The organism is Nocardiopsis sp. iso_40, from assembly GCF_056173285.1.
Genome location: NZ_CM149666.1, coordinates 5,884,453 through 5,909,221 on the forward strand (window position 1 = coordinate 5,884,453; position 24,769 = coordinate 5,909,221).

At 70.4% G+C, this 24,769-nt stretch carries 22 protein-coding genes and 1 pseudogene; 7 read left to right on the plus strand and 16 right to left on the minus strand.

Annotation, left to right across the window (positions count from 1 at the left end; translation table 11 throughout):
* Positions 1-66: 66 nt before the first annotated feature.
* Both AC0VYD_RS25755 and galE read left to right on the plus strand, forming a co-directional pair.
* Positions 67-3,558, plus strand: coding sequence for a bifunctional glycosyltransferase/CDP-glycerol:glycerophosphate glycerophosphotransferase (locus AC0VYD_RS25755; RefSeq protein WP_475477894.1), 3,492 nt, complete (start codon positions 67-69; stop codon positions 3,556-3,558).
* A gap of 78 nt (positions 3,559-3,636) precedes the next feature.
* Positions 3,637-4,647 carry a UDP-glucose 4-epimerase GalE gene (galE, locus tag AC0VYD_RS25760; protein ID WP_475477895.1) on the plus strand — a complete coding sequence of 337 codons (1,011 nt, stop codon included), beginning with the start codon at positions 3,637-3,639 and terminating at the stop codon, positions 4,645-4,647.
* A 249-nt stretch (positions 4,648-4,896) separates the two neighbouring features.
* Here galE and AC0VYD_RS25765 read toward each other — a convergent pair whose 3' ends face one another.
* The 3 genes from AC0VYD_RS25765 to AC0VYD_RS25775 all read right to left on the minus strand — a co-directional run bounded on the left by AC0VYD_RS25765 (position 4,897) and on the right by AC0VYD_RS25775 (position 8,267).
* Positions 4,897-7,077 (minus strand): hypothetical protein, encoded by a 2,181-nt coding sequence (locus AC0VYD_RS25765; protein ID WP_475477896.1) that lies wholly within the window; start codon positions 7,075-7,077, stop codon positions 4,897-4,899.
* Positions 7,074-7,787: an ABC transporter ATP-binding protein gene (locus AC0VYD_RS25770; protein ID WP_475477897.1), complete on the minus strand. Its 714-nt coding sequence runs from the start codon at positions 7,785-7,787 to the stop codon at positions 7,074-7,076. The genes AC0VYD_RS25765 and AC0VYD_RS25770 overlap by 4 nt, the downstream gene beginning before the upstream one ends.
* A gap of 138 nt (positions 7,788-7,925) precedes the next feature.
* Positions 7,926-8,267 carry a hypothetical protein gene (locus AC0VYD_RS25775; RefSeq protein WP_475477898.1) on the minus strand — a complete coding sequence of 114 codons (342 nt, stop codon included), beginning with the start codon at positions 8,265-8,267 and terminating at the stop codon, positions 7,926-7,928.
* A 189-nt stretch (positions 8,268-8,456) separates the two neighbouring features.
* On the opposite strand from AC0VYD_RS25775, the pseudogene AC0VYD_RS25780 reads away from it, so the two are divergent.
* Positions 8,457-8,808 (plus strand): annotated as a pseudogene (locus AC0VYD_RS25780) (hypothetical protein); the annotation flags it as partial.
* 2 nt (positions 8,809-8,810) lie between these two features.
* On the opposite strand, the gene AC0VYD_RS25785 reads toward AC0VYD_RS25780, so the two are convergent.
* From AC0VYD_RS25785 to AC0VYD_RS25805, 5 genes are all read right to left on the minus strand, one after another.
* Positions 8,811-9,080 (minus strand): hypothetical protein, encoded by a 270-nt coding sequence (locus AC0VYD_RS25785; protein ID WP_475477899.1) that lies wholly within the window; start codon positions 9,078-9,080, stop codon positions 8,811-8,813.
* A gap of 450 nt (positions 9,081-9,530) precedes the next feature.
* The gene (locus AC0VYD_RS25790; RefSeq protein WP_475477900.1) at positions 9,531-9,965 is read right to left on the minus strand and encodes a hypothetical protein; all 435 of its coding nucleotides are present in this window, start codon (positions 9,963-9,965) and stop codon (positions 9,531-9,533) included.
* Between the two features lie 299 nt (positions 9,966-10,264).
* A complete protein-coding gene (locus AC0VYD_RS25795) occupies positions 10,265-10,966 on the minus strand; it encodes a Crp/Fnr family transcriptional regulator (protein WP_475477901.1) in 702 nt (233 codons plus the stop codon).
* A gap of 220 nt (positions 10,967-11,186) precedes the next feature.
* Positions 11,187-12,077 (minus strand): cytochrome c biogenesis CcdA family protein, encoded by an 891-nt coding sequence (locus AC0VYD_RS25800; RefSeq protein WP_475477902.1) that lies wholly within the window; start codon positions 12,075-12,077, stop codon positions 11,187-11,189.
* On the minus strand, positions 12,074-12,628 hold the full coding sequence (locus tag AC0VYD_RS25805; protein ID WP_475477903.1) for a TlpA family protein disulfide reductase: 555 nt from the start codon (positions 12,626-12,628) through the stop codon (positions 12,074-12,076). Before AC0VYD_RS25805 ends, AC0VYD_RS25800 begins: the two co-directional genes overlap by 4 nt.
* Positions 12,629-13,116: 488 nt before the next feature.
* On the opposite strand from AC0VYD_RS25805, the gene AC0VYD_RS25810 reads away from it, so the two are divergent.
* On the plus strand, positions 13,117-13,761 hold the full coding sequence (locus AC0VYD_RS25810) for a sortase domain-containing protein (RefSeq protein ID WP_475477904.1): 645 nt from the start codon (positions 13,117-13,119) through the stop codon (positions 13,759-13,761).
* Between the two features lie 91 nt (positions 13,762-13,852).
* On the opposite strand, the gene AC0VYD_RS25815 is transcribed toward AC0VYD_RS25810, so the two are convergent.
* Entirely contained in the window at positions 13,853-14,263 is a 411-nt protein-coding gene (locus tag AC0VYD_RS25815; protein ID WP_475477905.1) for a DUF6069 family protein, read from the minus strand.
* Positions 14,260-14,859 carry a TetR/AcrR family transcriptional regulator gene (locus tag AC0VYD_RS25820; protein ID WP_475477906.1) on the minus strand — a complete coding sequence of 200 codons (600 nt, stop codon included), beginning with the start codon at positions 14,857-14,859 and terminating at the stop codon, positions 14,260-14,262. Before AC0VYD_RS25820 ends, AC0VYD_RS25815 begins: the two co-directional genes overlap by 4 nt.
* A 48-nt stretch (positions 14,860-14,907) precedes the next feature.
* Here AC0VYD_RS25820 and AC0VYD_RS25825 point away from each other — a divergent pair, with 48 nt between their 5' ends.
* Positions 14,908-15,789, plus strand: coding sequence for an NmrA family NAD(P)-binding protein (locus tag AC0VYD_RS25825; protein ID WP_475477907.1), 882 nt, complete (start codon positions 14,908-14,910; stop codon positions 15,787-15,789).
* Positions 15,790-15,973: 184 nt separating this feature from the next.
* On the opposite strand, the gene AC0VYD_RS25830 is transcribed toward AC0VYD_RS25825, so the two are convergent.
* From AC0VYD_RS25830 to AC0VYD_RS25855, 6 genes are all read right to left on the minus strand, one after another.
* On the minus strand, positions 15,974-17,266 hold the full coding sequence (locus tag AC0VYD_RS25830; protein ID WP_475477908.1) for a cyanophycinase: 1,293 nt from the start codon (positions 17,264-17,266) through the stop codon (positions 15,974-15,976).
* Positions 17,267-17,387: 121 nt separating this feature from the next.
* On the minus strand, positions 17,388-18,605 hold the full coding sequence (locus AC0VYD_RS25835; protein ID WP_475477909.1) for a M20/M25/M40 family metallo-hydrolase: 1,218 nt from the start codon (positions 18,603-18,605) through the stop codon (positions 17,388-17,390).
* Entirely contained in the window at positions 18,605-19,372 is a 768-nt protein-coding gene (locus AC0VYD_RS25840) for an amino acid ABC transporter ATP-binding protein (protein ID WP_475477910.1), read from the minus strand. The genes AC0VYD_RS25835 and AC0VYD_RS25840 overlap by 1 nt, the downstream gene beginning before the upstream one ends.
* Positions 19,373-20,311 carry an amino acid ABC transporter permease gene (locus AC0VYD_RS25845; RefSeq protein WP_475477911.1) on the minus strand — a complete coding sequence of 313 codons (939 nt, stop codon included), beginning with the start codon at positions 20,309-20,311 and terminating at the stop codon, positions 19,373-19,375.
* 43 nt (positions 20,312-20,354) lie between these two features.
* A complete protein-coding gene (locus tag AC0VYD_RS25850) occupies positions 20,355-21,293 on the minus strand; it encodes a transporter substrate-binding domain-containing protein (protein WP_475477912.1) in 939 nt (312 codons plus the stop codon).
* Between the two features lie 136 nt (positions 21,294-21,429).
* Positions 21,430-22,287 (minus strand): MurR/RpiR family transcriptional regulator, encoded by an 858-nt coding sequence (locus tag AC0VYD_RS25855; RefSeq protein ID WP_475477913.1) that lies wholly within the window; start codon positions 22,285-22,287, stop codon positions 21,430-21,432.
* Positions 22,288-22,578: 291 nt separating this feature from the next.
* Here AC0VYD_RS25855 and AC0VYD_RS25860 point away from each other — a divergent pair, with 291 nt between their 5' ends.
* Both AC0VYD_RS25860 and AC0VYD_RS25865 read left to right on the plus strand, forming a co-directional pair.
* Positions 22,579-23,361 (plus strand): SGNH/GDSL hydrolase family protein, encoded by a 783-nt coding sequence (locus AC0VYD_RS25860; protein WP_475477914.1) that lies wholly within the window; start codon positions 22,579-22,581, stop codon positions 23,359-23,361.
* A gap of 345 nt (positions 23,362-23,706) precedes the next feature.
* Entirely contained in the window at positions 23,707-24,000 is a 294-nt protein-coding gene (locus AC0VYD_RS25865) for a hypothetical protein (protein WP_475477915.1), read from the plus strand.
* Positions 24,001-24,769: the final 769 nt, after the last annotated feature.

The window sequence follows — 24,769 nt, forward strand, 5'->3', positions numbered from 1 at the left end:
GTGGTACACACCGTGGTCCCGTCGTGTGCCAGAAGTGTGTGTTCCACCGAGCTTTTGGAGTCACCAGTGGTAGCGCTCAGCGCCATCGTTCCGATCTACAACGTCGAGAGGTACATCGACGAGTGCCTGCGGTCCCTCCAGGTGCAGACCTGGACGGATCTGGAGGTCGTGATGGTGGACGACGGCTCTCCGGACGGAAGCGCGTCGATCGCGGCACGGTACGCCGAGGAGGACCCCCGGTTCAGACTCGTCCAGCAGGAGAACGGCGGTTTGGGCGCGGCCCGCAACACGGGGCTGCGGCACGCCCAGGGCGAGTTCATCACCTTCGTGGACAGTGACGACGTGATCCCGTCCTACGCCTTCGGCTACCACGTGGAGAGTCTGAGGCGCAGCGGGTCGGACTTCTCCTCGGGCAACGTGCACCGCCTCAGCGAGCTGGGCACGCGCCAGTCGCCCATGCACCGCAGGATCTTCCGTACCGCGAGGACCCGCACGCACATCACGCGCGAGGACACGCTCCTGGTGGACCGGCTGGCCACCAACAAGGTCTGGCGGCGGTCCTTCTGGGACAGGCACGGCATGACCTTCCCGGTCGGAGTACTGCACGAGGACATCCCGGTGGCCATCCCCCTGCACTTCCTCGCCGGGGCCGTCGACGTGCTCTCCGCGCCCGTCTACCTCTGGCGCGAACGCCCCAGCGACGACAGGTCCATCACCCAGGACCGGCTGCGCCCCCAGGCCCTGGAGGACAGGGTCAGCGCGGTCACCTCGGTCAGCGAATTCCTGAGGGAGAACCAGCCCCCTCTCCAGAAGCGCCGGTGGGACGCGGTCGCGCTCAGCAGTGACCTGCGCCTCTTCCTCCAGGTGCTGGACCGGGCCGACGCCGACTTCACCGAAAGGCTCGTCACACTCGGCAACGCCTACCTGGACACGGTGGAGGAGAAGGTGCTGCGCGAGCTTCCCGCCATCGAGCGGCTGAAGTGGTACCTGGTCGGGAAGAAGAAGATCGACCAGCTCCGCGAGGTCGTCGTCTTCAACAAGAGCGCCGAGCACAGGAAGGCCAAGATCGTCCGGCACGGGATCCGCTACTACGCGGACTATCCCTTCAAGGACGACCCGAAGCAGGACGTCCCCCGCTCGGTCTACCGGGTGCGGTCCGAGCTCAGGCTCCGTCAGAAGACGGAGGAGCTCGCCTGGGTCGACGGCAAGCTGGTCGTCAGCGGCCGGATCTGCCTGAAGTACCTGCGCCCCAACAAGCGCCTCCAACAGCAGGTGCGGGCCTGGGCGGTCAACGACGGAAACGGCAGGCGCGTGCGTCTGAACACGACCACGCACCAGGCCAACGAGTTCCGTCTCTCCCCGAAGACGACCACGTCCCGTACGGACTGGGGCGGCTACCGGATCGTCATCGACCCCTCCGCGCTGGTGGACGACGGTGACTGGTACGTGGAACTGGGAGTGGTCAACCGGGGTTTCCGCCGAGTGGACCGCCTGAGGAACCCGGCCGCGGCCGACGTGCGGTTGGTCGGCTCCGAGCAGATCCGGCCGGGAGTCTGGGCGCGTCCGCACTGGGTGGACGACCACGAACTGCGCCTGACCGTCGAGCGTCCGGCACTCGTCCTCGACGGGTCCCGTGCCGAGGGGACCTCCCTGGTCCTCCACGGGCGGATGACAGAGGGCCCGGTGAAGGACCTGGACGCCTACGTCCGGCGTCTCCCGGGCGGGAGCGAGGTCCCGGTGCGGACGGAGACGGACGGCTCGACCGTGCGCCTGCTGGCCGACCTCGCCGACCTCACGGACGGCCACCAGGACAGGACCGCGGTCCCCGGAAGCGACCCCCACGAGGAGTGGTCGGTCCACGTCAGGGACGACTCCGGGCACTCCCGGTGGGTCCCGTTCGCCGACGGCGGCCCTGAGGGCCGCCACCCCCACGCCGGCCTGAACGTGCGGGTGGTCCCGGACTTCGCCGGACGGACCAGACTCAGGGTGGAGCGGCCCCAGCCCCTGCTCACCGACGTCGTCTGGGACGGTTACACCCTCAACCTCCACGGCGACTTCCCCGAGGCCCGCTCGAACGACCTCTCCCTGGTGGTCAAGGCCATCGGCCGGATGGAGGAACACCTCTTCCCGCTGGAGACCGGCGACGGGCACTTCTCGGCCTCCGTCCAGCCCACCGCGGTCCCCAACTTCGGCGCGAGCCTCCCCCTCAGCCCCGGCGACTACCGCTTCCTGCTGCGGATCGGCCGCGGTGACGACGAGTGGGACGACCGCGGGGTCGGCTTCTCCCAGGAGCTGCGCACGTCCGCGTTCCCAGCTCCGCAGGAGGGCGGCTTCGATCTGGAGGTCAAACCGGACAGCAGGGGCTGGCCGGTCCTGCGGTTCGGCTCGGTGCTGCGCCCGGAGGAACAGGGGTCCTACGCGCAGCAGATCCTGCGCGAGCAGACCTACCCGAGGCTGCGCGAGAAGCCGGTGCGGCCCGGCATCGTCTTCGACAGTTACACCGGTAAACAGTTCTCCGACAGCCCGCGGGACATGTACGAGGAACTCGGCCGCCGCGGCGTGGACGCGCCGATGTCGTGGATGGTGCGCAACCGGCAACTGTCCCTGCCCCCGGGACTGACGGAGGTCCGGCACACGAGCCGGGAGTACTTCGAGGCTCTGGCGCGTTCGGAGTACATCGTCTCCAACGCCCACCTGCCCATGTGGTTCGAGAAGCAGCCGGGCCAGAAGGTGGTGCAGACCTGGCACGGGTCGATGCTCAAGCGCATCGGCTTCGACATCGAGCACGTCCAGTTCGCCAGCCGCAACTACTACGACAGGCTCCGGCACGAGACCAACCAGTGGGACTACCTGATCTCCCCGAGCCCCTGGGCGACCCCCATCCTGCGCCGCGCCTTCGGCTTCGAGAACGAGATCCTGGAGACCGGATACCCGCGCAACGACATCTTCCACCGCCCCGAGCGCGAAGCGGTGGCGGAGAGGGTCCGCCAGCGGCTGCGGCTGCCGGAGGGCAAGAAGGTCATCCTGTACGCACCGACCTGGCGGGACGACAAGTTCTACTCGGCCGGCAAGTACAAGCTGGACCTGCACCTGGACCTCAAGCGGTTGTACGACGCCCTGGGCGACGACCACGTGCTGCTGTTCCGCAGGCATCCCAACATCGTCGACCGGGTGCCGAACGTGGGCACGGACTTCGTCTTCGACGTGTCCGCCTACCCCGAGATCCAGGAGCTTTTCCTGGTCACGGACGTCCTCGTCACCGACTACTCGTCGCTGATGTTCGACTTCGCCAACACCGGCCGTCCCATGCTGTTCTTCACCTACGACCTGGAGGAGTACCGGGACAGCCTGCGCGGGTTCTACTTCGACTTCGAGCGGACCGCCCCCGGCCCGCTGCTGCGCACCTCGGACGAGGTCATCGAAGCGGTCCGGGACGTCGACCGCGTGCGGAAGGCGCACGAGGACCGGTACGAGGCCTTCGTGGACCAGTTCTGCCCCCTGGACGACGGCAAGGCGGCCTCCCGGGTCGTGGAACAGGTCTTCGGCCCGCTCCTGTGAGGGTGGGGGAGGCAGAGTGGAACGACGGGGCGGGCACCACGGCGGTGCCGCCCCACGGGTGCGGGAAGGACCGGGATCGTGCGGATTCTACTGACCGGAGGGGCCGGGTACATCGGTTCGCACACGGCGGTCGAGCTGTTGGAACGGGGCCATGAGGTGGTCGTGCTCGACAACCTCGTCAACAGCAGCGAGGAGGCCGTCCGCCGGGTCGGGAGGATCACGGGTCGGCAGGTCCCGTTCGTCGTGGGGGACTGCACGGACCACCGCGTCGTCGAGGAGGTCTTCGACGGGTACGCCATCGACGCCGTCGTGCACTTCGCGGGCCTCAAGGCCGTCGGAGAGTCGGTGGCCCAGCCGCTGCGGTACTACCGCAACAACCTGGACGCGCTGCTCACCCTCACCGAGGTGATGCACGGGGCCGGGGTGCGCGACCTGGTGTTCAGCTCCTCCGCGACCGTCTACGGCGACCCGGAGAGCGTGCCGATCGCCGAGCCCAGCGCCTTGCGGGTGACCAATCCCTACGGCGCGACCAAGCTCTTCGGTGAACGCGTCCTGGAGGACCTGGCGGCCGCGTCCCCGGACTGGCGGATCACCCTGCTGCGCTACTTCAACCCGGTCGGGGCCCATCCCAGCGGGCTGATCGGCGAGGACCCCAACGACATCCCCAACAACCTGTTCCCCTACATCTCCAAGGTCGCGGCGGGGCGGCTGGCCGAGCTCACGGTGCACGGGGACGACTACGACACCCCGGACGGCACAGGGGTGCGGGACTACCTGCACGTGGTGGACCTCGCCCGGGGACACGTGGCGGCGATCGACCACCTGGGTACCCGGGAGGGCCTGAAGGTCTACAACCTGGGCACCGGCAGGGGCACCTCCGTGCTGGATGCGGTCCGCGCCTTCGAGCGGGCCTGCGGTACCCCCGTCCCCTTCCGGGTGGGTCCGCGCCGGGACGGGGACATCGCCACCTGCTTCGCGGACCCGAGCAGGGCCAACCACGAGCTGGGCTGGCGTGCCGAGCGCGACGTCTCCCAGGCGTGCGAGGACGCCTGGCGCTGGCAGTCGCGCAACCCCGACGGTTACCACTGACCCGGTCCGCCGCGGCTCAGGGGCGCACGTTGCCGACGGCTGGTTCCGCGTACGCGGGGCCAGCCGTCCTTCTCCCCCGGCCTGCGAGGACGCGTGCGGGGAGAAAGGGGTCCCCGCAGGGGGGCTCACGGGTCACCCGTCGACCTGTCGACAAGCCGACAGGTCCGCCTGTCTCCACGCACCGGCCACCGCCCTCCACGGGCGCGGAGACCCGCGTGGAGTTCGGTCCGCTCCTGCGTGCCCGGTCGCTCAGTGCCTGCCGGGGCGCCATGTCGCGGCTGCCCGGGCCGAGGCCGTCCCCGCCGCCAGCCCGGCGGCGAGCGCCAGGACGACCGCGCCCAGGGTGATGGCGGCCAGGGTGTCGGGCGGAGCGACCGGGACCTGGCGGTTCTGCTGGATGACCGTGCCCAGCGGCAGGCTCAGCGCCGCGGACAGGACCGCCGCGAGCGCCATGGGAGCGGTGAGAAAGCCCAGGGCGATACCGAGATGCCAGCGGCGTCGGCCGACGAGCACGCTCAACGGGGCCGTGGAGCGCACCGCCTCCGCGATGTGACCGCCCGCGCTGATCAGACCGGCGGTGGCCAACAGGGCCAGCCCGTAGCTACCCAGGAGAACTCCCCACTGCGACAGGCGCGCGTTGGCCGGGGTCATCTCCAGTGAGGCCAGCCGGTCGACCCCGGCCGTGGGCCCCAGGACGGGCTGGAGGGTGTCGCGGACCTCGGTGAGGGTGAGGGGGTCCTCCATCGGGGAGAGCACCGCCAGTTGCTCCACGCTTCCCTCCGCGGGCGGAGCTGGTGCCGCCTGGATCCGCATGTCGCTGTTGATCTGCCAGTTGGCGAGTGTGGTGAGGCGGATGTCGCCGGTTCCCGGATCCACCGGGGTGGGCTGTTCGGGGCAGTCCAACCGCAGGGAACGCAGGGTCGGGCAGGGTGCCCGCAGCACGGTGGGCCCTTCTCCCTCCTCGGCGGTGTCGATGGCCATCAGGCGTGCCCGCTCGGGCAGGGCTCGGGCCGCCTCGGTGACGCGCTCGGCGGTGAGGTCGTGTGCCGATACCTGCAGGGCGCTGTCGGCGAGGGTTTCGTTGGCCTGGCGGGCCTGCACCGAGGTCAGGGTCTCCGAGGCGAGGAAGTAGTGCATGTTGACCAGGGTGACCACCCCGATGACCACCGGGGCCACCAGGCGGGCCAGGACCCCGGGGCGGTGCTGGCACCAGCGCCCGGCCACGATCCAGGCGGGGCGGCCGGTGCGCAGGCCCCGGTGGGCCACCGCGGCGCCGCCCCAGGCCAGCAGGGCCGCCAGCGCCGAGGGCGCGAAGGCCAGAGCCCCGATGAGCCCGACGGCGTAGACGGGTATCGTCCAGGGGCTGCCCGGGGGCATGAGCGCAGCCGCCGAAGCAACGGTGGTGAACAGCGCGAACAGGGCGATCTTCCAGGTCGCGATGCGATCGGTGGCCGGGCGCGGCCGGGTGGTGCCGCGTCGGGCCCGGAGGGCGTGCAGGGCGGCGTAGCCCAACGCGGCCGAGGCGGCCGCGACGGCCACGGCGACCAACAGGATCCACCACATGTGCCGGACGTCGGCGGTGCGCACGGTGTAGTCGATGCCGGGCACCGTCATGTCGGCCGCCAGCGCGGGGACGACCGCCAGGGTGCCGAGGGCGGTTCCGGTCAGGATCGCCGGCAGGCAGGAGGAGAGGCCGACGAGGAACTGGTGGCGGGTGCGTGCGCCCAGTGCGGTCAGCAGGGCGGCGCGGCGGTCGCGGCCTGCCGCGGCGAACCGTGCGGACACCACGAACAACCCGGCCGCGGGCAGGACCACGAATGCCAGGTAGACGCCGATCATGAGGTCCTGGGCCGCGGGGGTGAGCGTCATCTTCTCACCGAAGAGGTAGTGGCCCGGCGGGCCGAACCCGGTGATCGGAAACATCCAGTCGTCGGGGACCGCGGCGTCCTCGGCCAGGCCCACATAGGCCAGGCGCTCGGTGGGGGAGATGAGCCCCCGGGGGCCGATGGTCCCGGCGTAGACGCCGTAACGGTCCCGCACACCGGGGCCGGCGTCCGCCAGTGCGGGAGACAGGTAGACCTGTCCCGGTTTGGGCCAGGAGTCCAGACCCGGCGGAGGGGCCGCGGCGGGATCGACGGGGTCGAGGTAGACCACCGAGTGCTGCCACCGTCCGACGGTGTCGGGGCTCTCCCGCCACCAGGCCGTGGCCTGCTCGGGCGAGGCGGTGATGACGGGTTGGCGCACGGCGTCGCGCAGGTCGCGTCCGTCGAAGGTCGCCGCGATCACGGCCAGGCCCAGCAGCACGGCCGTGAGGGCGGCCGTGGCGGTGGCGAGCACGACCTGGCGGGTGCTCTGGGACACCCCGCCGGTGCGGGTCCGCCCCAGTTTCAGCAGCTGTCCGGTCAGACCCGGGGCGCTGCGGGGGCTCATCGGCCCACCTCGCTCAGGCGCCCTTCCCGCAGGTGGAACACGTGGTCGCTGCGCTCGGACAGGTCCCGGTCGTGGGTGACCACCACCAGAGCGCAGCCGCGCTGGGCGGGCAGGGCGAACAGCAGGTCGGCGACCTTGTCGCGGTTGTCGGGGTCCAGCGCTCCGGTGGGCTCGTCCGCCAACAGCAGCGGGGGATCGGTGATCAGGGCCCGGGCCACGGCGGTGCGCTGGTGCTCGCCTCCCGAGAGTTCGCCGGTGGTCTCGGCCGCGGTGGTGACGTCCAGGTCGGCGAGCAGGGCGCGGGCCCGCTGCACGGCCTCCTGGGCGCCGAGTCCGGCGAGCAGTCCGGCCAGGGCGACGTTGTCCACGGGGGTGAGCTCGGGCAGCAGCTCACCGTCCTGGAACACCATGCCGATGTCACGACTGCGCACCGCGGCCAGTTCCCTGCGGCGCATCCGGGTGATCTCGCGTCCGGCGACGCGGATGCTGCCCGAGGTGGGCGCCGACAGGCCCATGACGCAGGCCAGCAGGGTGCTCTTGCCGCTACCGCTGGGTCCGGTGACCACGGTCGAGGTGCCGCGACGGGCACTCAGTTCCGCTTCGTCCAGCAGCAGGCGGCCCGCGACCGTGTAGCTGACCCCGCTGAGTCGGAGCGGTAGCGCCTCCGCAGAGGTGCGGCGCGGGGGCGGGGCGTCGGTGCCGTGCGGCATGTGTTCTTCTCCGGCAGGGTCTTTTCACGAAACGCGGACGGAACGCGGGGACAGCGCGCTCCGAAATGGTTGCAGGCGGCTTCGCGTGCGGCGTTTACTCAATGGCTTGGTCGCACGCGAAGCCGCTGACCGGATCGGTCAGGCCTTCCAGTCGCTGCAGGCGTCGGGCCAGGCGCCGATGCTTTCACAGACCCGGAGCTTGATGATGTCGGAGCCGCTTCCGCTGATCGCGGTCGTTCCGTAGCCGCTCTTGTTGTACAGGCCCCGCTCAGTGCCCGGCGACGCCTGGCGGTAGTACTTCCCGTAGACGACCCGGCCGTCGTCCTCGCCGTCGTAGACGGCGATCTTGGAACCACCGGAGGTGGTGTAGGCCTTGTCGTCGCCCTGGTAGGCCGTGATGGCCATCGCGCTGCCACCGAGCAGCGGCAGCGCGGCCAGAGCCGCGAGCGCCGATCCAGCGATGAACTTCCGAGCGTTCACAACAACCCTCTTATCTGTGATCGAACTACTACTAAGAGCACCCGGCCAGGTCCAGGCAGACCCTTGCACAAGAAACCAGAGATGAACAAATGGTGCACACCTCGAAAGGCGCTTAAAAGATCTGTTAATGCACGTAAAGGAGGTGTGGCCGGATCCGGCCACTGGACCAGTGGTGGCACCAGAGGACCCTCGGTGGCCCTGCTCGAACACGCGGTGGCCTCCATGCGGGAGCGGGCCGAACGCCACGCGGGCAAACAGCGCTCGCGCATCCCCACCAAAACTGAGCCGTTCCCTCGACAAGATCGCCCTTGGGTTGGACGAGGCACCCCAGGTGGACATGGTTCTCGGCGAAGAGGCGCGGAACCGTGGGGCGAACGCTTATCTGATCGACGAAGGGCCTCCCGGGACGGGGTTCGTGCGCGTGGAGGGCTCCCCGGCCCCGGTCCGTATTCAGAGGGCCTACGTCTCGGACGCCGACATCACCGCGATGGTCGAGGCCTACGGGGCGGAACCCTCCTCTTCGGACGGCGGGGCGGGCTGATGCTACTTCTTCTCACGGCGGTGTTCGACCCAGGCGGCACAGATGAACACAACCAGGACGTAGACAACCAGGAACGCCATGGTTCCGACGAAGCCCACGTAGTCACCCATGGTTATCTCGGCGAAGGAAGGCACGGACGCGATGGCGAAGACGAGGAGTCGGCGTTTTCTCTCTGCGGTCCTGGGAGCGCGGGCCGTGCGCCGGAGTCTCAGGGCCTTGCGTCGCAGCTTCTTTGCTTCGGGGTCGTGAAGGGCGCGGTGCCGACCGGCCACGTGGGGGTTCCTTTCCGAGCCCTGCGGGTGCGGTGTTCCTGGGGTACGGAGCGGTTCGGGGCGGTTGGCTGATGCCGACTGCTCCTCTTCCGTGCGCGGTACCTGACTGTTTCCGAAGCAATCCATATAACGGCGACCGTGGAGAAGACCACCGCGTTGAAGACTTGGGCATGCCTGACCAGGCCATCACCCTCGTAGGGCTCAAAGACCGCGATCGGTACCCATACGAAGGCCATCACCAGGTTCGCGATTCCGGCGATTCGTATGGGGGCTCCTTCCGCATCACCATGGGGCGGGCTGCTCCCGACGCCTAACGGTAAGCCCGCCCGGGCCGAACGGCTCACGCGACCGCTGGCCGCGAGGTGGCCGCGGACGGCCGGGACCACGGCCACGGAGGGCCCCGGCCCGTACGTGCGTCATCGGTCCCCGTCCGCGGTTCCTCGCACGCTCCTAGGCTTCGCGGCGGCTCAGGCCGTACAGCGCCAACGCGGTGACCAGGCCGTAGACGACGTGGCCCACCAGACTCATCAGCGCCGTCTGGTTCATCGGGAACAGGGGCATGCCGAGCGCGACTGGCATCAGGACGAGGCCGCCCAGCACCCACCACACGAGTCCGTAGGCCAGACCCGCCGCGAGTAGCAGCCCCGCACGGTCGGCGAAGGCCCCGGTCAGGACCCCGAAGCCGAGCCCGAGGACGGCCGAGATCGCCAGGTGGACCACCGCTCCGGCGACGGCGCTCTCAGCTCCGACCAGCATGGCCACCATGGGAAGCATCCCGGTCATGGTCATGAGGATGCCGAAGACGACACCTCCCACGAGCCCTGCGGCGATGCCCCGCCAGGCATGGGTGAGTGCATGGGATCGGGCGTGTGCGATCGTGGACATGCCGTTCCACCTCCAGCAGCGGGCGTCGGCTCCGCACCGGCATCGGTCCGTCAGGTGTGAGCCGGGCCCCGAGGATGTCCTCGGTCCGACCCAAGCACGGTGGCGGTTGCGACGGCACCCGCGTGTCAGCCACGTGACACTCTTCCCCCGGCTGTCTCGCGGCGCACCGGACCGTCCCGGGACCACCTGTGATCGCCGATCACCGCGGTGGGTTAACGGACAGAGGAAGCCCCGGGCACCGCGCCGGTGTTCTCCGCGGCCGGAGGGACCGCGTGACCGTTCCCGCCGACGAGCGGCCCTCAGGCGCGCGAGGACAGGGCCGAGCGGTCGAGCAGGTCGATCGCGGCATAGCGGACCTTGATGAGTCCGGACCTCTCGAACTCCTTCAGCACCTTGTTCAGCGAGGGGCGGCGCACGCCCAGCATGGCCGCCAGGGTTCGCTGCGGAAGGGCGACGACGCCGGAGTCGGACTCGTCCAGCAACAACTGCGCCGTCTGCTGCGTCAAGGACCTGCCGAGCAGGCCGAGAATACGCATGTGACTGGTGCTGAGCCTTTCCGCCACGCTCGACAGCCAGCGCCGGGCGATGGCCGGATGGGACGCCAGCAGTCGCTCGAACTCCTCCGGTCCCAGTTCCAGCAGCTCGACGTCGTCCAGGGCGTGGCCGGTGTAGGGCATGGGCATACCCAGCAGCAAAGGGATGTCACCATCGACATCTCCGGGTTTGAGGATCTGCACGACCACACGTGACGGGCCGGATCCGGCCGACAGTTCGACCTGTCCGGCCCGAACGATCCACACCCCCGACCCGTCGTTTCCCGCACCGAACACCAGGCCCGACCGGGGCACGGTTCGTCTGCGCAGCGTGGAGGCCAGAGCGGAGACGTCACGGCTGGTGAGCGGTGCCGCGTTGCCGCGCCCCACGCAACGGGCGACCCAGGCGGCCTGTTGGAGTCGCGGATCCTCGTGTGGGCCGCCGAGCAGCCCCAACGCGCGGTCCATCGCCGATGACCGGTCGGAAAACATGAGGATCGTCCCTTGCCGTTCCAGTTCCGACAACCCACCGATCACGGGTACGCAACCGGCGCTACTCCGACGCTACTGCATCCGGCCACGTCACAGCCGCTTCCGGGCTGTGGCCGCCGACCGTCGGAGGACTCCGCTCGATACCGGGCACGCCCCTGAACGGCCGCCGTTCAGGGGCGTGCCCGGCAGGAGCCGGTCACTCCTCCGGGACGTGTACGGCGGAGCGGCCACCCCGGAAGGCGGACCTGCGGCGCAGCAGAACCGTCACCGCCGCTCCCGTGATCAACAGGGCCAGGGCGAGCGCGACCCACCCCGCCCCCGCCTGCTGGAGCAGGCGGGCGAGCTCGGCCTGCCAGCGCACCGCGGTGCCCACCACGGGGTCGGTGTCGGCCGCGCCGGCCAGCACCCGCAGCTCGAACCACCCGTAGTAGGCCACGTAGGCCCCTGCCAGCACGAGCAGCGCGCCACCCGCCCTGGTCACGTAGGGCAGGGCCAGGCGCAGCCGGGCAGCCACCGACTCCCGGGCCAGGGCGACGGCCACGGTCAGGGTGCCCACCACCAGACCCATTCCCGCGGCGTAGGCCGCGAACACCCCGAGCATCCCCAGGGCGCTGGTGGAGCGCAGGGCGCTGGTTGTCAAGGCCAGGAACGGGCCGATGGTGCAGGACAGGGAGGCGATGGCGTAGGTGACGCCGTAGGCCGCGGCCCAGCGCAGGGAGCGTACGGGGCGGCCGGGCGAGCGCTGGGGCAGGAGGAAGCCGATCTTGCGCCCGGCCAGCAGCCATGCGCCCATACCGAGCAGGGCGAGCCCGATCACCACCGTCGCCCAGGGCAGATGGCGCTCCAACGACAGGGCCAGCGGGACGGCCACCAGCCCGAATACGGCGAACACGGCGGTGAACCCGCCCGTCATGGCGAGCGTGGTGGCCAGGGCGCGCCCCAACGGACGCCCCCGCCCACCGCCGCCCGTGTCATCGTCGTCGGCGACCAACAGCGCCAGGTAGCCGGGAAGCATGGCGAACCCGCACGGGTTGAGGGCGGCCAGCATGCCCGCCACCAGCGCGATCGCGTACGGCAGCTGGCTCATGGGGCCAGCAGACCGTCGCGCACGTAGGCGTCGAGGTCCTCGTCGGTCAGGGTGCCGGACACGGTCTCGAAGGTGCCGTCCGCGTTGACGAACGCGAAGGCGGGTTGGCCCACGACGCCGAAGTCGGACCAGATGCCGCCGTCCTCGTCGACGACGTGGGTCATGTGGTCGGTACCGGTGTCGGTGGTGAAGGCGCGCATGTCCTCGACCTCGCCCAGACCGGCCACACCGACGAAGTCCACCCGGCCCTCGTAGCGTTCGGCCGCCTCGGAGACACCTCCCGCCTCACCCCGGCACACCGTGCACCAGGGGGCCCAGAACCAGAGCACCGCGGGTTCGCCGGCCAGCGCCGAGGAGGACAGGCCCTCCCCGTCCAGGGTCTGGGCATCGAACCGGGGCAGCGCCGAATCCACCGCCCCGGTCTCGGGCTGTGCCTGCCCGGCGGTGCTCGCAGCGGGTTCGGGCGACGGTTCGGGCTCGGGGGAGGAACATGCCACCAGGCCCAGGGCCAGGGCGGCCATGACGGCGCCTGCACGGTGTGTGGTTCTCATCATCACTTCAAGCTCTCCGTGTCGGGGGGTGAAGGCCACCCAAACGAACCAGAACGTGTTCACATGCTCGATCGGGGTCAATTCTCTACTCGACGGTCCACCGTCCACGGCCCGCCCTGAAATATCCCAGCGAACCCCTGCTCCGTTGGTCGGTGAAGGAGTCGCCGTCCGGCCCGAAGGCGGGCTCGCGGTCGTCCAGGACCGGGCGGAGGACGCCGGTGGAAGCCGTCCCGCAGCCCCGAGCGATCACCGGTTCGCCCAGCACGGAGGAGGCCCCGGGCCGGGCCCGTGTGGTCCGAGTCTGTGCCGACCGCGGGGGTCGGCGCCGCGATATGTCAGCGGGCCGACACTCTCACCCGGTCACGGGGCCGGACAGGGTGCACTACGGGGCGTGACGGGCATGGACCCCACGGGGACGTGGCGACCGCCGCGTGTCCCCCGGTGCGTCGATGGCCGGGCAGTTCACCCAGAGGAGAGGAACGACCAACGTGACCCATTCCCGGGACCGGGACGAGATCTTCGTCGAGTTCACCAAGAGCATCTGCCCGGTGTGCAAGGTGGTGGTCGACGCACAGGTCAACATCCGCGACAACAAGGTCTACCTGCGCAAACGCTGCAAGGAGCACGGATGGTTCGAGGCCCTGGTCTACGGCGACGCCCAGCTCTACACCGATTCGACCAGGTTCAACAAGCCGGGCACCCTGCCGCTGGCCTTCCAGACCGAGGTCAGGGACGGCTGTCCCTCCGACTGCGGGCTGTGCCCCGAGCACAAGCAGCACGCCTGCCTGGGCATCATCGAGGTCAACACCGGCTGCAACCTGGACTGCCCCATCTGCTTCGCCGACTCCGGGCATCACGGGAACGGGACCGCGCCGGCCGTGTTCCACCGCCTGGACGAGCTCCGGTCGGGGGACCTGGTCCGAGTGGAGCTCGCCGACGAGAGCACGGTGGCGTTCACCGTGTACGCGGTCGAGCAGTACCCCAAGGACGGCTTTCCGACCGAACGGGTCTACGGACCCACCGGGGGCGGCGCCGAACTGCGGCTGATCACGTGCGGTGGCCGGTTCGACGAGGACACGCGCAGCTACCGGAACAACACCGTGGTCTACGCGGAACTGGCCGCGCAGTCCTGAACTCCCAACCCAGGGCGTCCCACCTGTTCTGGGTGCTCCTGCCGGGCGCGGTGGCCCCCACGCATGCCGTGACGAACTTCGGGCCCCGGTGTCATCGTCTGGGCGCCGTGGTGAAACCAGCGATGACGATGCCGCCGACCAGGACGTGCTGCAGGCCCAGGACGACCTGGGCGGCCGTGCCCTGCGCGCCCAGGACCGGGACCAGGGACACCAGCACCACCACGACGGCGATCACCGTCCACACCGTCCGGCCGCGCGGCACGAAGCGCTCCAGCAGGGCCAACAGGCCCCACCCGGCCAGGGCCGAACCGAGCGTGACCACGAGAGTGGGCACGGCGCCGACCTCCATGGGCGGCCGTCCCGGGGCGCCCTCGGCGATCAGGGACAGGCCCAGGAGGGGGTCGGCCATGACCCACAGGGTCAATGCGGCGATGGCGGCCGCGAGTACCGTCAGTGCGCGGTACAGGAACGGGGAGGAGCCGATAGTAGGGGCGGCGGTCATGGTTTCTTCCTCGCTTCGGGGATCAGGCTGCCGTACAGCACGATGGAGACCAACTCTTCCGTCGACAGGTCCGTGGCTGCGGCCGGGCCGAAGGATCGCTCGAACAGCAACCCGATCAGGAGCACGGCGACCTGTTCGGGCGGGTGGGTCATCCGGGCACGTTCGGGCTCCATCAGGCGGGCCAATGCGTCGCGGGCGGCGGAGAAGGCCTCGTCCCGGTCGGTCCCCGGGCCGGTGGGAACGCGTCCCCCCAGGGCGGCGGCGATGGTCCCGGCCCGCGTGATGTGGTCCTGCATGACGTTCGCCGCCCGGATGAGGCGTTCGCTTGGGGTGCCCGAGAGGTCGATCGCCGCCACCCGTGCGGTGGCCTCGCGCATGCGCATGGCCTCCAGCAGGCACTCCCGGAGCAGTTCGTCCTTGTCGGAGAAGACCCGGAAGATCGTCCCCTCTCCGATGCCCGCGGCTTCGGCGATCTCGCGGGTGCTGACCTGGCGGCGGTGGTGAGCGAGCAGGTCCATGGTGTGGGTCACGATCAGCACCCGGCGCGTGTCCCGGTCCATCCGCGGGGAGCGGGATCGAGAGGTTGACGGTTTCATGACCACATCCTATCCGGAGTGAGCACTCACTCCGACTATGGTGGAAGCATGATCGTTCTGACGGGCCCCACGGGAAACGTGGGCGCCGAACTCGTGCGCCTGCTGCAGTCCGACGACGCCCCGCCGCACCGGGTCGCCGCACACGACCCCGACCGGGTGCGGGCACTGCTGGGAGAGCGGGTGCCCGCGGTGGCCTTCGACTACGACGACCCCTCCACCTGGCCGGCCGTCCTCGGTGGGGCCACGGTGCTGTACCTGTTGTTCCCGCTGCCGAGCCCGCGCACCGTGCGGACCCGGATGGTGCCCTTCATCGACACGGCCGTCGCCGCGGGCGTGCGGCACATCGTCTACGTCTCCGTGCCCGGGGCCGAGGCCGGACCGATCGTGCCGCACAACCGGGTCGAGGCCCACATCCGGGCCAGCGGTGTCGACTACACGATCCTGCGCTGCGGGTTCTTCATGCAGAACCTGTGCCGCAGCGTGTCCACGCACGGCGTGGACATCGTCGAGCGCGATGAGCTGTTCATCCCGGCCGGCGGGGGCCGCACCACCTTCCTCGACGCGCGGGACGCGGCGGCCGTGGCCAAGCTCGTGCTGGCCGACCCCGCACCGCACCGGGGGCGCACCTACACCCTCACCGGGCCCGAGACCCTGGACATGGACCAGGTCGCGGCCGTCCTGTCGCGAGCCCTGGACCGGCCGGTGCGCTACACGCGCCCCGGCCTGGCCCGCTTCGCCTCGCGCCTCCTCCGTCGGGGCGTGTCCTGGGACACGGTCGGCTTCATGTGCCTCGTGTACACGCTCAGCCGGATGGGCCGCAACGACACCATGACCGCGACCCTGCCCGAACTGCTCGGCCGTCCGGCCACGACCATGGCGGAATGGGCGCGCGCCTACCGGCCGGTCTTCGACGAGCGCGCCTGGACCTGAACCACCGCGCCGCCGCTCGGCCAGCCAGCCGGCCGAGCGGCGGCGCGCGGGACCACGGCACTCCGTGCACCACACGGCTCCGTCGGTTTCCGGAGACCGTGCAACGGGGCCAGGCCGCCGTGAGTGGACGGCGACCGGGCCCGTGACCGCCCCGCGCGGCGCGTACTGGCGGCCCGCATGAGCGCTACGAGCGGCCGATGTCCATCCGCAGGTCCGTGAACGACACGCCGCCCTCCGCGCCCCGGTAGGCGGCCGTACCCTCGTCGACACCCAGGTCGACGCGCAGGCGCGGCGAGCGCTCGTAGGAGAGGCCGTAGACGTCGTCCTGACCGGAGGTGGCGACGAGGTCACGGGCGAGCCGCAGCATCTGGCCGGATTCCCCGGGACGGGCGTAGGGCGAGGAGAAGACGTCGGTGCCCCGGCGCACCGTGCCGGATGACGGCACCAGTTCCGTCTTGTCCGCCGCCGGAACGGCCGTCCAGGTGTCGGCCCGGTAGGTGTCTCCGTGGGTCAGGGAGGTCCAGCGTGCCCCGGTTGCCGTCCACTGGCCCCGGTCGGAGCCGACGTCGGTACCGCGCAGGTCCAGCACGTGGGCCGCACCGGAGCCGACCACCCGCAGCCCGCCGTCGGGCGAGGCGACCAGGGCCGTGTCCTCGTCGACGCCGAACACCCGGTCCTGGCCGTTGTCCAGGGCGAGCCTGGTCATCCGTCCCTGTCGGCCGCGCTCGGCGAAGTGGGTGTCCACCAGGCCGTGGGTGAAGAACCCGAAGCCGCCCTCGGGCACGTACCCGAGCACGCTCGGGTCCTCGAAGTACCCCGGCGCGGAGCCGTCGACGAGGCCGGGGTGGCTGTCCCCGCCCGTGACCATCGGACCCGCCTGCTGGATGACGGCGCCCGCGCTCGTGCCCGCCACGACGGCGCCCTGTGCGTGCCGGTCGCGGATCGCCGCGAGGACGGCGCTGTCCTCATGGCGATCCGCGCGCAGCAGGGTGGTGACGTAGCGGTACTGGTCGCCGCCGCCGAAGAAGAAGCCGGTCATCTCCGCGGTGCGGGCCGCGACCTGGGACGACTCCGCGTTCTCGGGGTGGTCCAGGTCCACGGGGATCCACTCGGCCTGCCCGGCGCCGTGGGCCTCCAGGAGGTCGGCGTAGTACTGGCCGTTGCACCGGCTGTTGTTGCAGTCGGGGGTCCCGGCGTCGGGGTCCTCGGACTCGGGGATGGACGAGGCGGTGACGACGCCTATGCGGGCGTTCGCACCTCCCGCGAGTCGGACGATCTCCTCGTAGATCCGGTCGTCGGACAGGGAGCCGCCGACCAGGACCACGGGACCCGCGGTGGAGGCGGTGGACCCACTGGTCGGGGGTTGCGCCGAGGCGGCGGCCGCCGGGGCGGCGGACCAGAGCAGGACGGCCCCCAGGGCCGCGAGCAATGCCGCGGCGGCCCGGTGCGGCCGGGTGTGGTGTCTCTTCGGTGACATGAACGTCCTTTCGGACCGGGGGCCGCCGTGATCAGCGGGCGGCCCGGATCGCTGCCCCCGTGGCACCCCGTGCCGGGGCACGGGGAGTACACGGCCCCGGGCACCAGGCCCGGGGCCCGAGTCAGCCCTCGACGGCCGAGGGGATGCGGGCCTCGTCCCCGGTCGGGGACGGTTGCCCGGTGGAGCGCAGCAGCAACTCCGCGAGCAGGGCCGTTCTGGGAGCCACGGACTCCAGGTCGAGCCACTCGTCCGGGCCGTGGTCGCCGCCGCCCACGGGGCCGAGCCCGTCGAGCACGGGGATGCCCCGTTCGGCGATGAGGTTGGCGTCGGCGCTTCCCCCGGTCGACACCGCGCTCAGGGCGATCCCCGCCTGACGGGCCAGCTCCAGATACGTGTCGCGCAGGCGCGCGTCCCGTGGCCCGGCGCTCCAGGGCGGTGCCGGCGCCACGACCTCCGTGCGCACCTCCACCCCCGGGACCAGGTCCGTCGCGGTGATGTCGCCGATCGCCGCCAGCACGGCCTCGAAGGTGGACGGGCGTTCGGAGCGCACGTCCAGCACGAGGGTCGCCTCGTCCGGCACCACGTTGGGACGGTGGCCGGAGCGCATGACGCCGATGTTGACCCCGGCGTCCGGCCAGCGGCCGTTGAGCCGCTCGATCCGCACCGCCGCCCGCGCGCAGGCCAGGGCGGCGTTGGCCCCGGCGGCGCGTTCGATGCCCGCGTGGGCGGCCCGTCCCCGGAAAGCGATCTCCACGTCGGCGACGCCCTTGCGGCCGGTGACGACGCTGCCGTCCTCACGGGCGCACTCCAGGCACAGGGCCAGATCGGCCTCGTCGGCGAGCTCGGCCAGCAGGGACCGGCTGCCGAGCGATCCGATCTCCTCGTCCGGCCCGCAGTAGAGGACGAGTTCCCCGCGCCGCCAGTGGGGCGCGACGAGTTCCAGGGCCGCGACACCGGCGAGGAGGCCCCCCTTGTCGTCGCACACGCCCGGGCCCCTGGCCCATCTGCCGGCCTCGACGGAGAACGGGCGCCGGGCGGCGGTGCCCTTCTCGAACACGGTGTCCATGTGCCCGGCCATCAGCACGAGCGGCCCGGGGGACGAACCGCGCAGACGGCCCACGATGGCGTGCCCGAGCGGACTGCCGTCGGGGTGCCGGACGGGGTGGCGCTCCACCCGCGCGCCGACGGCGGACAGCAGGCCCGCCACCCGGTCGCCGACCCCGTCGACGCCTGCGGCGTCCAGGGAACCGCTGTCCACGCCGACCAGGTCACGCAGGCGCTCGACGTACTCCGGGAGCATCTCCAGCGCTTCCCCGAACCGTGGTGTCACCGGATCCATCAGAGCACCTTGGAAAGGAACGCCTGGGTGCGCTCGTGTCGCGGGGAGTCGAGGAGGGTGTCGGGTGCGCCTTCCTCGACCACCACCCCACCGTCCATGAACACCACGCGGTCGGCGACCTCGCGGGCGAAGCCGATCTCGTGCGTCACCACGATCATCGTCATGCCGTCCCGGGCCAGGTCCCGCATGACATCGAGGACCTCGCCAACCAGTTCCGGGTCCAGGGCCGAGGTGGGTTCGTCGAAGAGCATCAGCTGGGGGCGCATCGCCAGGGAGCGGGCGATCGCGACCCGCTGCTGCTGACCGCCCGAGAGCTCGCCGGGATAGGCGCGGGCCCGGTCGGCCAGGCCCACGCGGTCGAGCAGTTCGAGGCCGTGGCGGCGGGCTGCCTCGGGCGGTTCGCGCTTGACCTGGACGGGTCCCTCGGTGACGTTCTCCAGAGCGGTCATGTGGGGAAAGAGGTTGAACCGCTGGAAGACCATGCCGATCTCGCGCCGCTGGGCCGCGATCTCACGCTCTCGCATCTCGTACAGTCGGCCGCCCCGATGGCGGTAGCCCACCAGGCTCCCGTTCACCCACAGCCGCCCGCCGTTGATCTTCTCCAGGTGGTTGACGCACCGCAGGAAGGTCGACTTGCCCGAGCCGGAGGGCCCAAGCACACAGCAGACCTCGCCCGAGCGGACCCGCAGGTCGATCCCGCTGAGCACCTCGGTCCTGCCGAAGCTCTTGCGGACGCCTTCGGCGGCCACCATCGTGTCCTGGTCCATTCAGATCCCTTCCCTGCGGCCGAGGAGGCGGGAGAGCGTGCCGGTCGAGCGGGTCGAGCCCGAGCCGAACCCGCGCCCGAAGCGCTTCTCCAGGTAGTGCTGGCCGAGCGAGAGCACGCTGGTCAGCATCAGGTACCAGAAGACCGCCACGGTGAGCAGCGGGATGACCTGGAAGTTCTGCGAGTACACGTTCTGGACGGCGGTCAGCAGGTCGCTGCCGCCGATGACCGACACCAGCGCGGTCATCTTGAGCATGTTGATCGTGTCGTTGCCCATCGGCGGGATGATGATCCGCATGGCCTGCGGCAGGACGATGCGGCGCAGGATCTTGACCGGGCCCATACCCAGGGCCTGGGCGGCCTCGGTCTGTCCGCGGTCCACCGAGAGCATGCCGCCCCGGATGATCTCCGCGGCGTAGGCCACCTCGTTCAGGGCCAGCCCGAGGATGGCGGCGACGAAGGGCGTGACGACCGCGCTCGTGGGCTCGTTGACCAGCGCGATGTCGGTGAAGGGGATGCCGAGGAAGAGCCGGGGGTAGAGGGCGCCGAGGAAGCCCCAGAAGATGATCTGCACCAGGAGCGGCGTGCCGCGGAAGAACCACAGGAACACCCAGGCCACGGTGCTCAGCACGGGGTTGTCCGACATGCGCATCGCCGCGACGACGATGCCGCCCGCCACACCGATCACCATGGCGACCACGGTGAGTACGACGGTGATGCCGATCCCCCGGAACACGAAGTCACGCACCAGGTAGCTCAGGACCAGCCGGATGTCCAGGTTGGGGTTGGTCAACAGCGACCAGAGCAGGGCGCCCGCGCACAGGCTGACGACCAGAGCCGCGAACCAGCGCCCGTAGTGGCGCACCGGGACCACGACGAGGTCGGTGGCCGCGGGAGGGGACTCCGTCGCTGGTGTCATCGGTGCGGGTGGGGCGGGCATCGTGGGTCCTTCCGTGGTGTGTGCGGGTGCGCGGACGCGGCGGTCAGTCGATCGCCTGGTTGACGGTGGCCTCGTCCAGGGCGATCGGCTCCTGCCCCCACTTGGCGAGGACGTCGGTGTAGGTCCCGTCGTCCATTAGGGACTGGACCGAGGAGCGGTAGGCCTCGACCAGCTCCTCCTCGCCCTTGAGGAAGCCGAACCCGTTGGGGCTGGCCAGGTAGCCGTTCGGGTTGTCGGGGTCGATGACCAGTTCGGCCTCGCCCTCCAGTGAGTCGGCGATCTCCACGAGGTTGACCTGGGTGGCACCGACGGCGTCGACACTGCTGGCGCTGAGGGCGGTCACCGCCTGGGGGTTCTCGGGGTAGCTGGTGATCTCGATCGGCTCGTCGCAGTCCTGCTCGGCGTACTCCTCCAGAATCTCCTGCTGGCGCGAGGCCTTCTGGACGCCCACGCGCAGGCCGCACAGGTCGGCGATCGACCCGATACCGAGCGGGTTGCCGTCCTCGACGAGGATGCCGGTACCCGAAGCGGTGTAGTCGACGAAGGACGCCACGTCCTGGCGCTCGCGGTTGTCGGTGATCCCGCCGACGATCACGTCGTAGCGGCCCGCCTGCAGTCCGGGGACGAGACCGTCGAAGGGCTGCTGCTGGAAGTCGGCGGCCAGGCCCAGACGGGCCGACGCCGCGACCATGAGGTCGTGGTCGAGGCCGGTGAAGGACTCCTGGTTTCCCTCCTCGACGAAGGCGATGAACGGCTCGTAGGGGGCGTTCGTCGCCACCGAGACCTGCCCGGCGTCACGGATGTGGTCCGGAACCGTTTCGGCGAGCGCGGAGTCGGGCTCGACGGTGCCGACGCCGTCGATGGAGACGGAGACGGCCTCGGAGGCCTCGCCGTTCTCCGCACCGCCGGATCCTGCGCAGGCCGTGGCGGTCAGAACCAGCAGGGCTGCGGCGCCGGCGCCGCTGATGCGTGTCGTCATCATCTGTTCCTCCTAGGGAGAGGGGCGTGGCCCCGGGGGATGGAACAGATGTTACGTAATTAGAATTTGAAGAGCAACATGTAATGAATAAAACGTTACTCGGTCGAGACGGCCCGCCCTGGAACACCGATGCGGCGCCTCAGAGCAGGTCGAAGCCCCGACTGGCCTGCTCAAAGCGGCGCATGCGCTCCTCGGCGCGGCCCCCCAGGGACCGCATCACCCCGGCCACCAGCGCTTCGCAGACCGCCATCGCCGGCACCTGGGAGTCGTAGGCCGAGACCGAGTCGACGTGCACGGGCAGCACGACGTCGGCGACGGCGGAGATCGGCGACAGCCAGCGGTCCGTCATCAGGACCACCCGGGCCTCCCGCCGCGCGGCCTCGCGCGCCGCGTGCAGCGACCACGCCTCGTACCGGCGGAAGTCGAAGACCACGAAGACGTCCCCGCGACCCGCGTCCGCCAGCAGGTCGGCCCGCTCCACGGGCGCGTCCGGCAGGGTGACGGCGTTCCCCCGGACCTGCATCAGGTGCAGGACGAGGTACTGGGAGAGCAGGCGCGAGAAGCGCCCGCCCCAGGAGACGACCCGGTGCTCGGGCTCGCCCAGGAGCCGGACCGCCTCGTTCAACTCGAAGGCGGGCAGGTCCTCCAAGGTCTTGCGCACGGCGGCACCGAGGGTGCGAGCGACCGAGGCCCCGAGGTCGACGCGGTCGGCGTCGGACGGCTCGCCCTCCCGGGAGGAGGCGTAGGCGTCCAGCGGCGACTGTTCGCGTTCCCCCAGCTCACCGAGCAACCGCTGCTGGAGCGCGGGATAGTTGTCGAATCCGAGCCTGGCCACGAACCGCAGCACCGTGGGCGCGCTCACCCCGGCCCGCCCGGCCAGCAGCCGGACGGTCCCCAGACCGGCCGCGGGATAGTCCGCGAGCAGGGCCCGCGCGACCCTGCGCTCACTGGAGCTCAGCCCGCCCTCGTGGGTCCGGATCATGTCCGCGATGCTCACCAATGTCCCACTCCCCTCGCTACGTAACAGACGTTACATGCCTGTTCCACCCCCAGGCACCGTCGCTCGCACGTGGCCGTTCAACACAACCGAACTCCCGCGGCGTGGAACATCCATGTCGTCGCTCGTCATTACTTACGAGTAAGTAACAAAGCATACATCCCTTCTTGTGACGTTGGACACGTCGGCCTACGTTCGCCTGGATGCGGGACCGCCGCCAGCGGCCCAAGCGCGCTCCACCCCCTGTCGCCTCCCCACGCACGCCCGCCGTGCGACGAAAGGCCCCCGCTGATGATCCGACGCTTGTGTTCGTCCGTGTTCCTCTCCCTGCTCCTGGTCGTGTCCTCGTCCGTCGCCGTCAGCGCGGCGGCGTCCGTCGACTACGTCGCCCTCGGCGACTCCTACTCCTCCGGCGTGGGAGCGGGCTCCTACGACCTCTCCTCCTCCTGCCAGCGCTCGTCCAAGGCCTATCCGGCGCTCTGGGCCGCCCAGAAGGGTGCCGCCTCCTTCAGCTTCAAGGCCTGTGGCGGCGCGACCTCAGCGGACGTGCGCCGGGAACAGCTCGGTTCGCTGTCCTCCCACACCGACCTGGTCAGCGTGACCAGCGGGGGCAACGACGCCGGTTTCGTCGACGTGGTCAGCTCCTGCCGCACCGGTTCCGACAGCGACTGCTTCGGCGCGCTGGACAGCGCCGAGTCCTACATCGCGAACACCCTGCCCGGTCAGCTCAACCTCCTCTACTCGGACATCCGGGCGAAGGCGCCGGGGGCCCGCGTCATCGTCCTGGGCTACCCACGCCTCTACGAGACCACGAGCTGCTTCGGCGCCATCCCCGTCGCACGCCGCGAGCGCATCAACGCCGCCGCCGACACGATGAACAACGCCCTGCGCGCCCGTGCGCAAGCCCACGGCTACGCGTTCGCCAACCCGAGCCCCGCCTTCGAGGGCCACCGGCTCTGCGCCTCGTCGAGCTGGATCCACGGGCCCACACTGCCGATCGGCAAGTCCTACCACCCCAACGGGAGCGGACACCGCTACGGCTACCTGCCCGTCATGTCCTCCGCCGCTGGATAGGCGGTAACGACGACCGGCACGGAGTGGTCGCCACCCCACATCGTCGGATGGCGACCCTCCGTGTCCGGTGTCGTGCCCGAGTGACCCGTCGGGTCGCGGCCCGTGGGCGAACCAACGCCGTCAGCGGCAGCGCTGCCCACCTCGATCGCGTGGGGCCAGGGCAAGGCCCCACGGGGCTGACCTGGACACCACCCAGGAAACAACTGATTGTTACTATCTTGCCACCCAAAGCATTCACCCTGGCCATGGCTCGCGCTGCCCCGTCGCCGCCCACCGGGAAGAGGGCGAACACGCCTTGAGTCGGGACGTGCGCCACCACGCAGCAGACGACAGCGAAGAGGACATGTGTTCAACAAGGCATTCATCAGGAAGGCGATCGATCGAAGCGCCGAGAACGGTGTGGACCGCCGCCGCCTCTTCCGGGCGGCGGGCGCGGCGGGCCTGGGGGACGGCGCCGCCGGACTCCTGGACAGCATGCCCGCCTCCGCTGACGAGGCCGGTCCCGGTGACCCCAGCGACGCCGCCATCCTGAACATCGCCCTCAACCCCTTGGATCGACTATGGACCAACACATCGGGTGAGGAGAGTGTGGATACCGGAATCGTCATCCGGCGAAATGCGGCCAATCTTCTGAAATGATTGGCTTCCACGCGACCCTATGGGCAAAACCGCAGTTCAGAGCAGGTCCACTCTGGAGCCCACTTGGCTCCCACGCTGGGGGCATGGGAGCGCCAGGCCCACACACAAATCGGCCCCGAGCTGCGTTTGACGCTGCTCAGAGCCGATCTGTCACTGTCTCAAGGTAGTGCGCTCGGGACCAACCTTCTGATGTACCAGGGGCCTCCCGCCACCAGTTCACCGAGTACAGAACCTGCCGCCGACCTGGCCTGACACTCCGACGTCTTCCCATGGTTCCCGGCCGTTTCCCGACGCGGTGTGCATTGAATGTGCATCGCCCCTGACCTCCGCCACAGCACGTCACCCCAGGTGAGCTGATGCCTCGCGCACACCTGCGCCAAGCTCCCTCAGCCCCAGTCTTCCGCAACCATCGTGTCGGTCCGGGATTCCCGATGGCGCCGGATCGAGCAACCCGAGACAGACGCAGTCCGCTATCGGGTGCCTCGGGATCCGAACACGCCAGCAACCACGGCGGGTTACCCGGGGCTGGAACTGCTCCTGTCGGTCCAGCCTTGGCGCTGCTCCTCCGCCTCGCTCGGTGCCCGTCTCGGGCTGCGGGTTGCCGACCGGTCCCGAGCCGGGCACCGAGCTGCGCGACGGCGCTCGCGCCGGCGCCTTAATGAGGTCGCCTAAGCCATGGACGCCGCCCGGTCTCGGGTGCTCGCCGCGTGAGCCGGGCGCCCACCAACTCCGGCCATGTGCATCGGGATATCAGGACCCTGAACGGGCC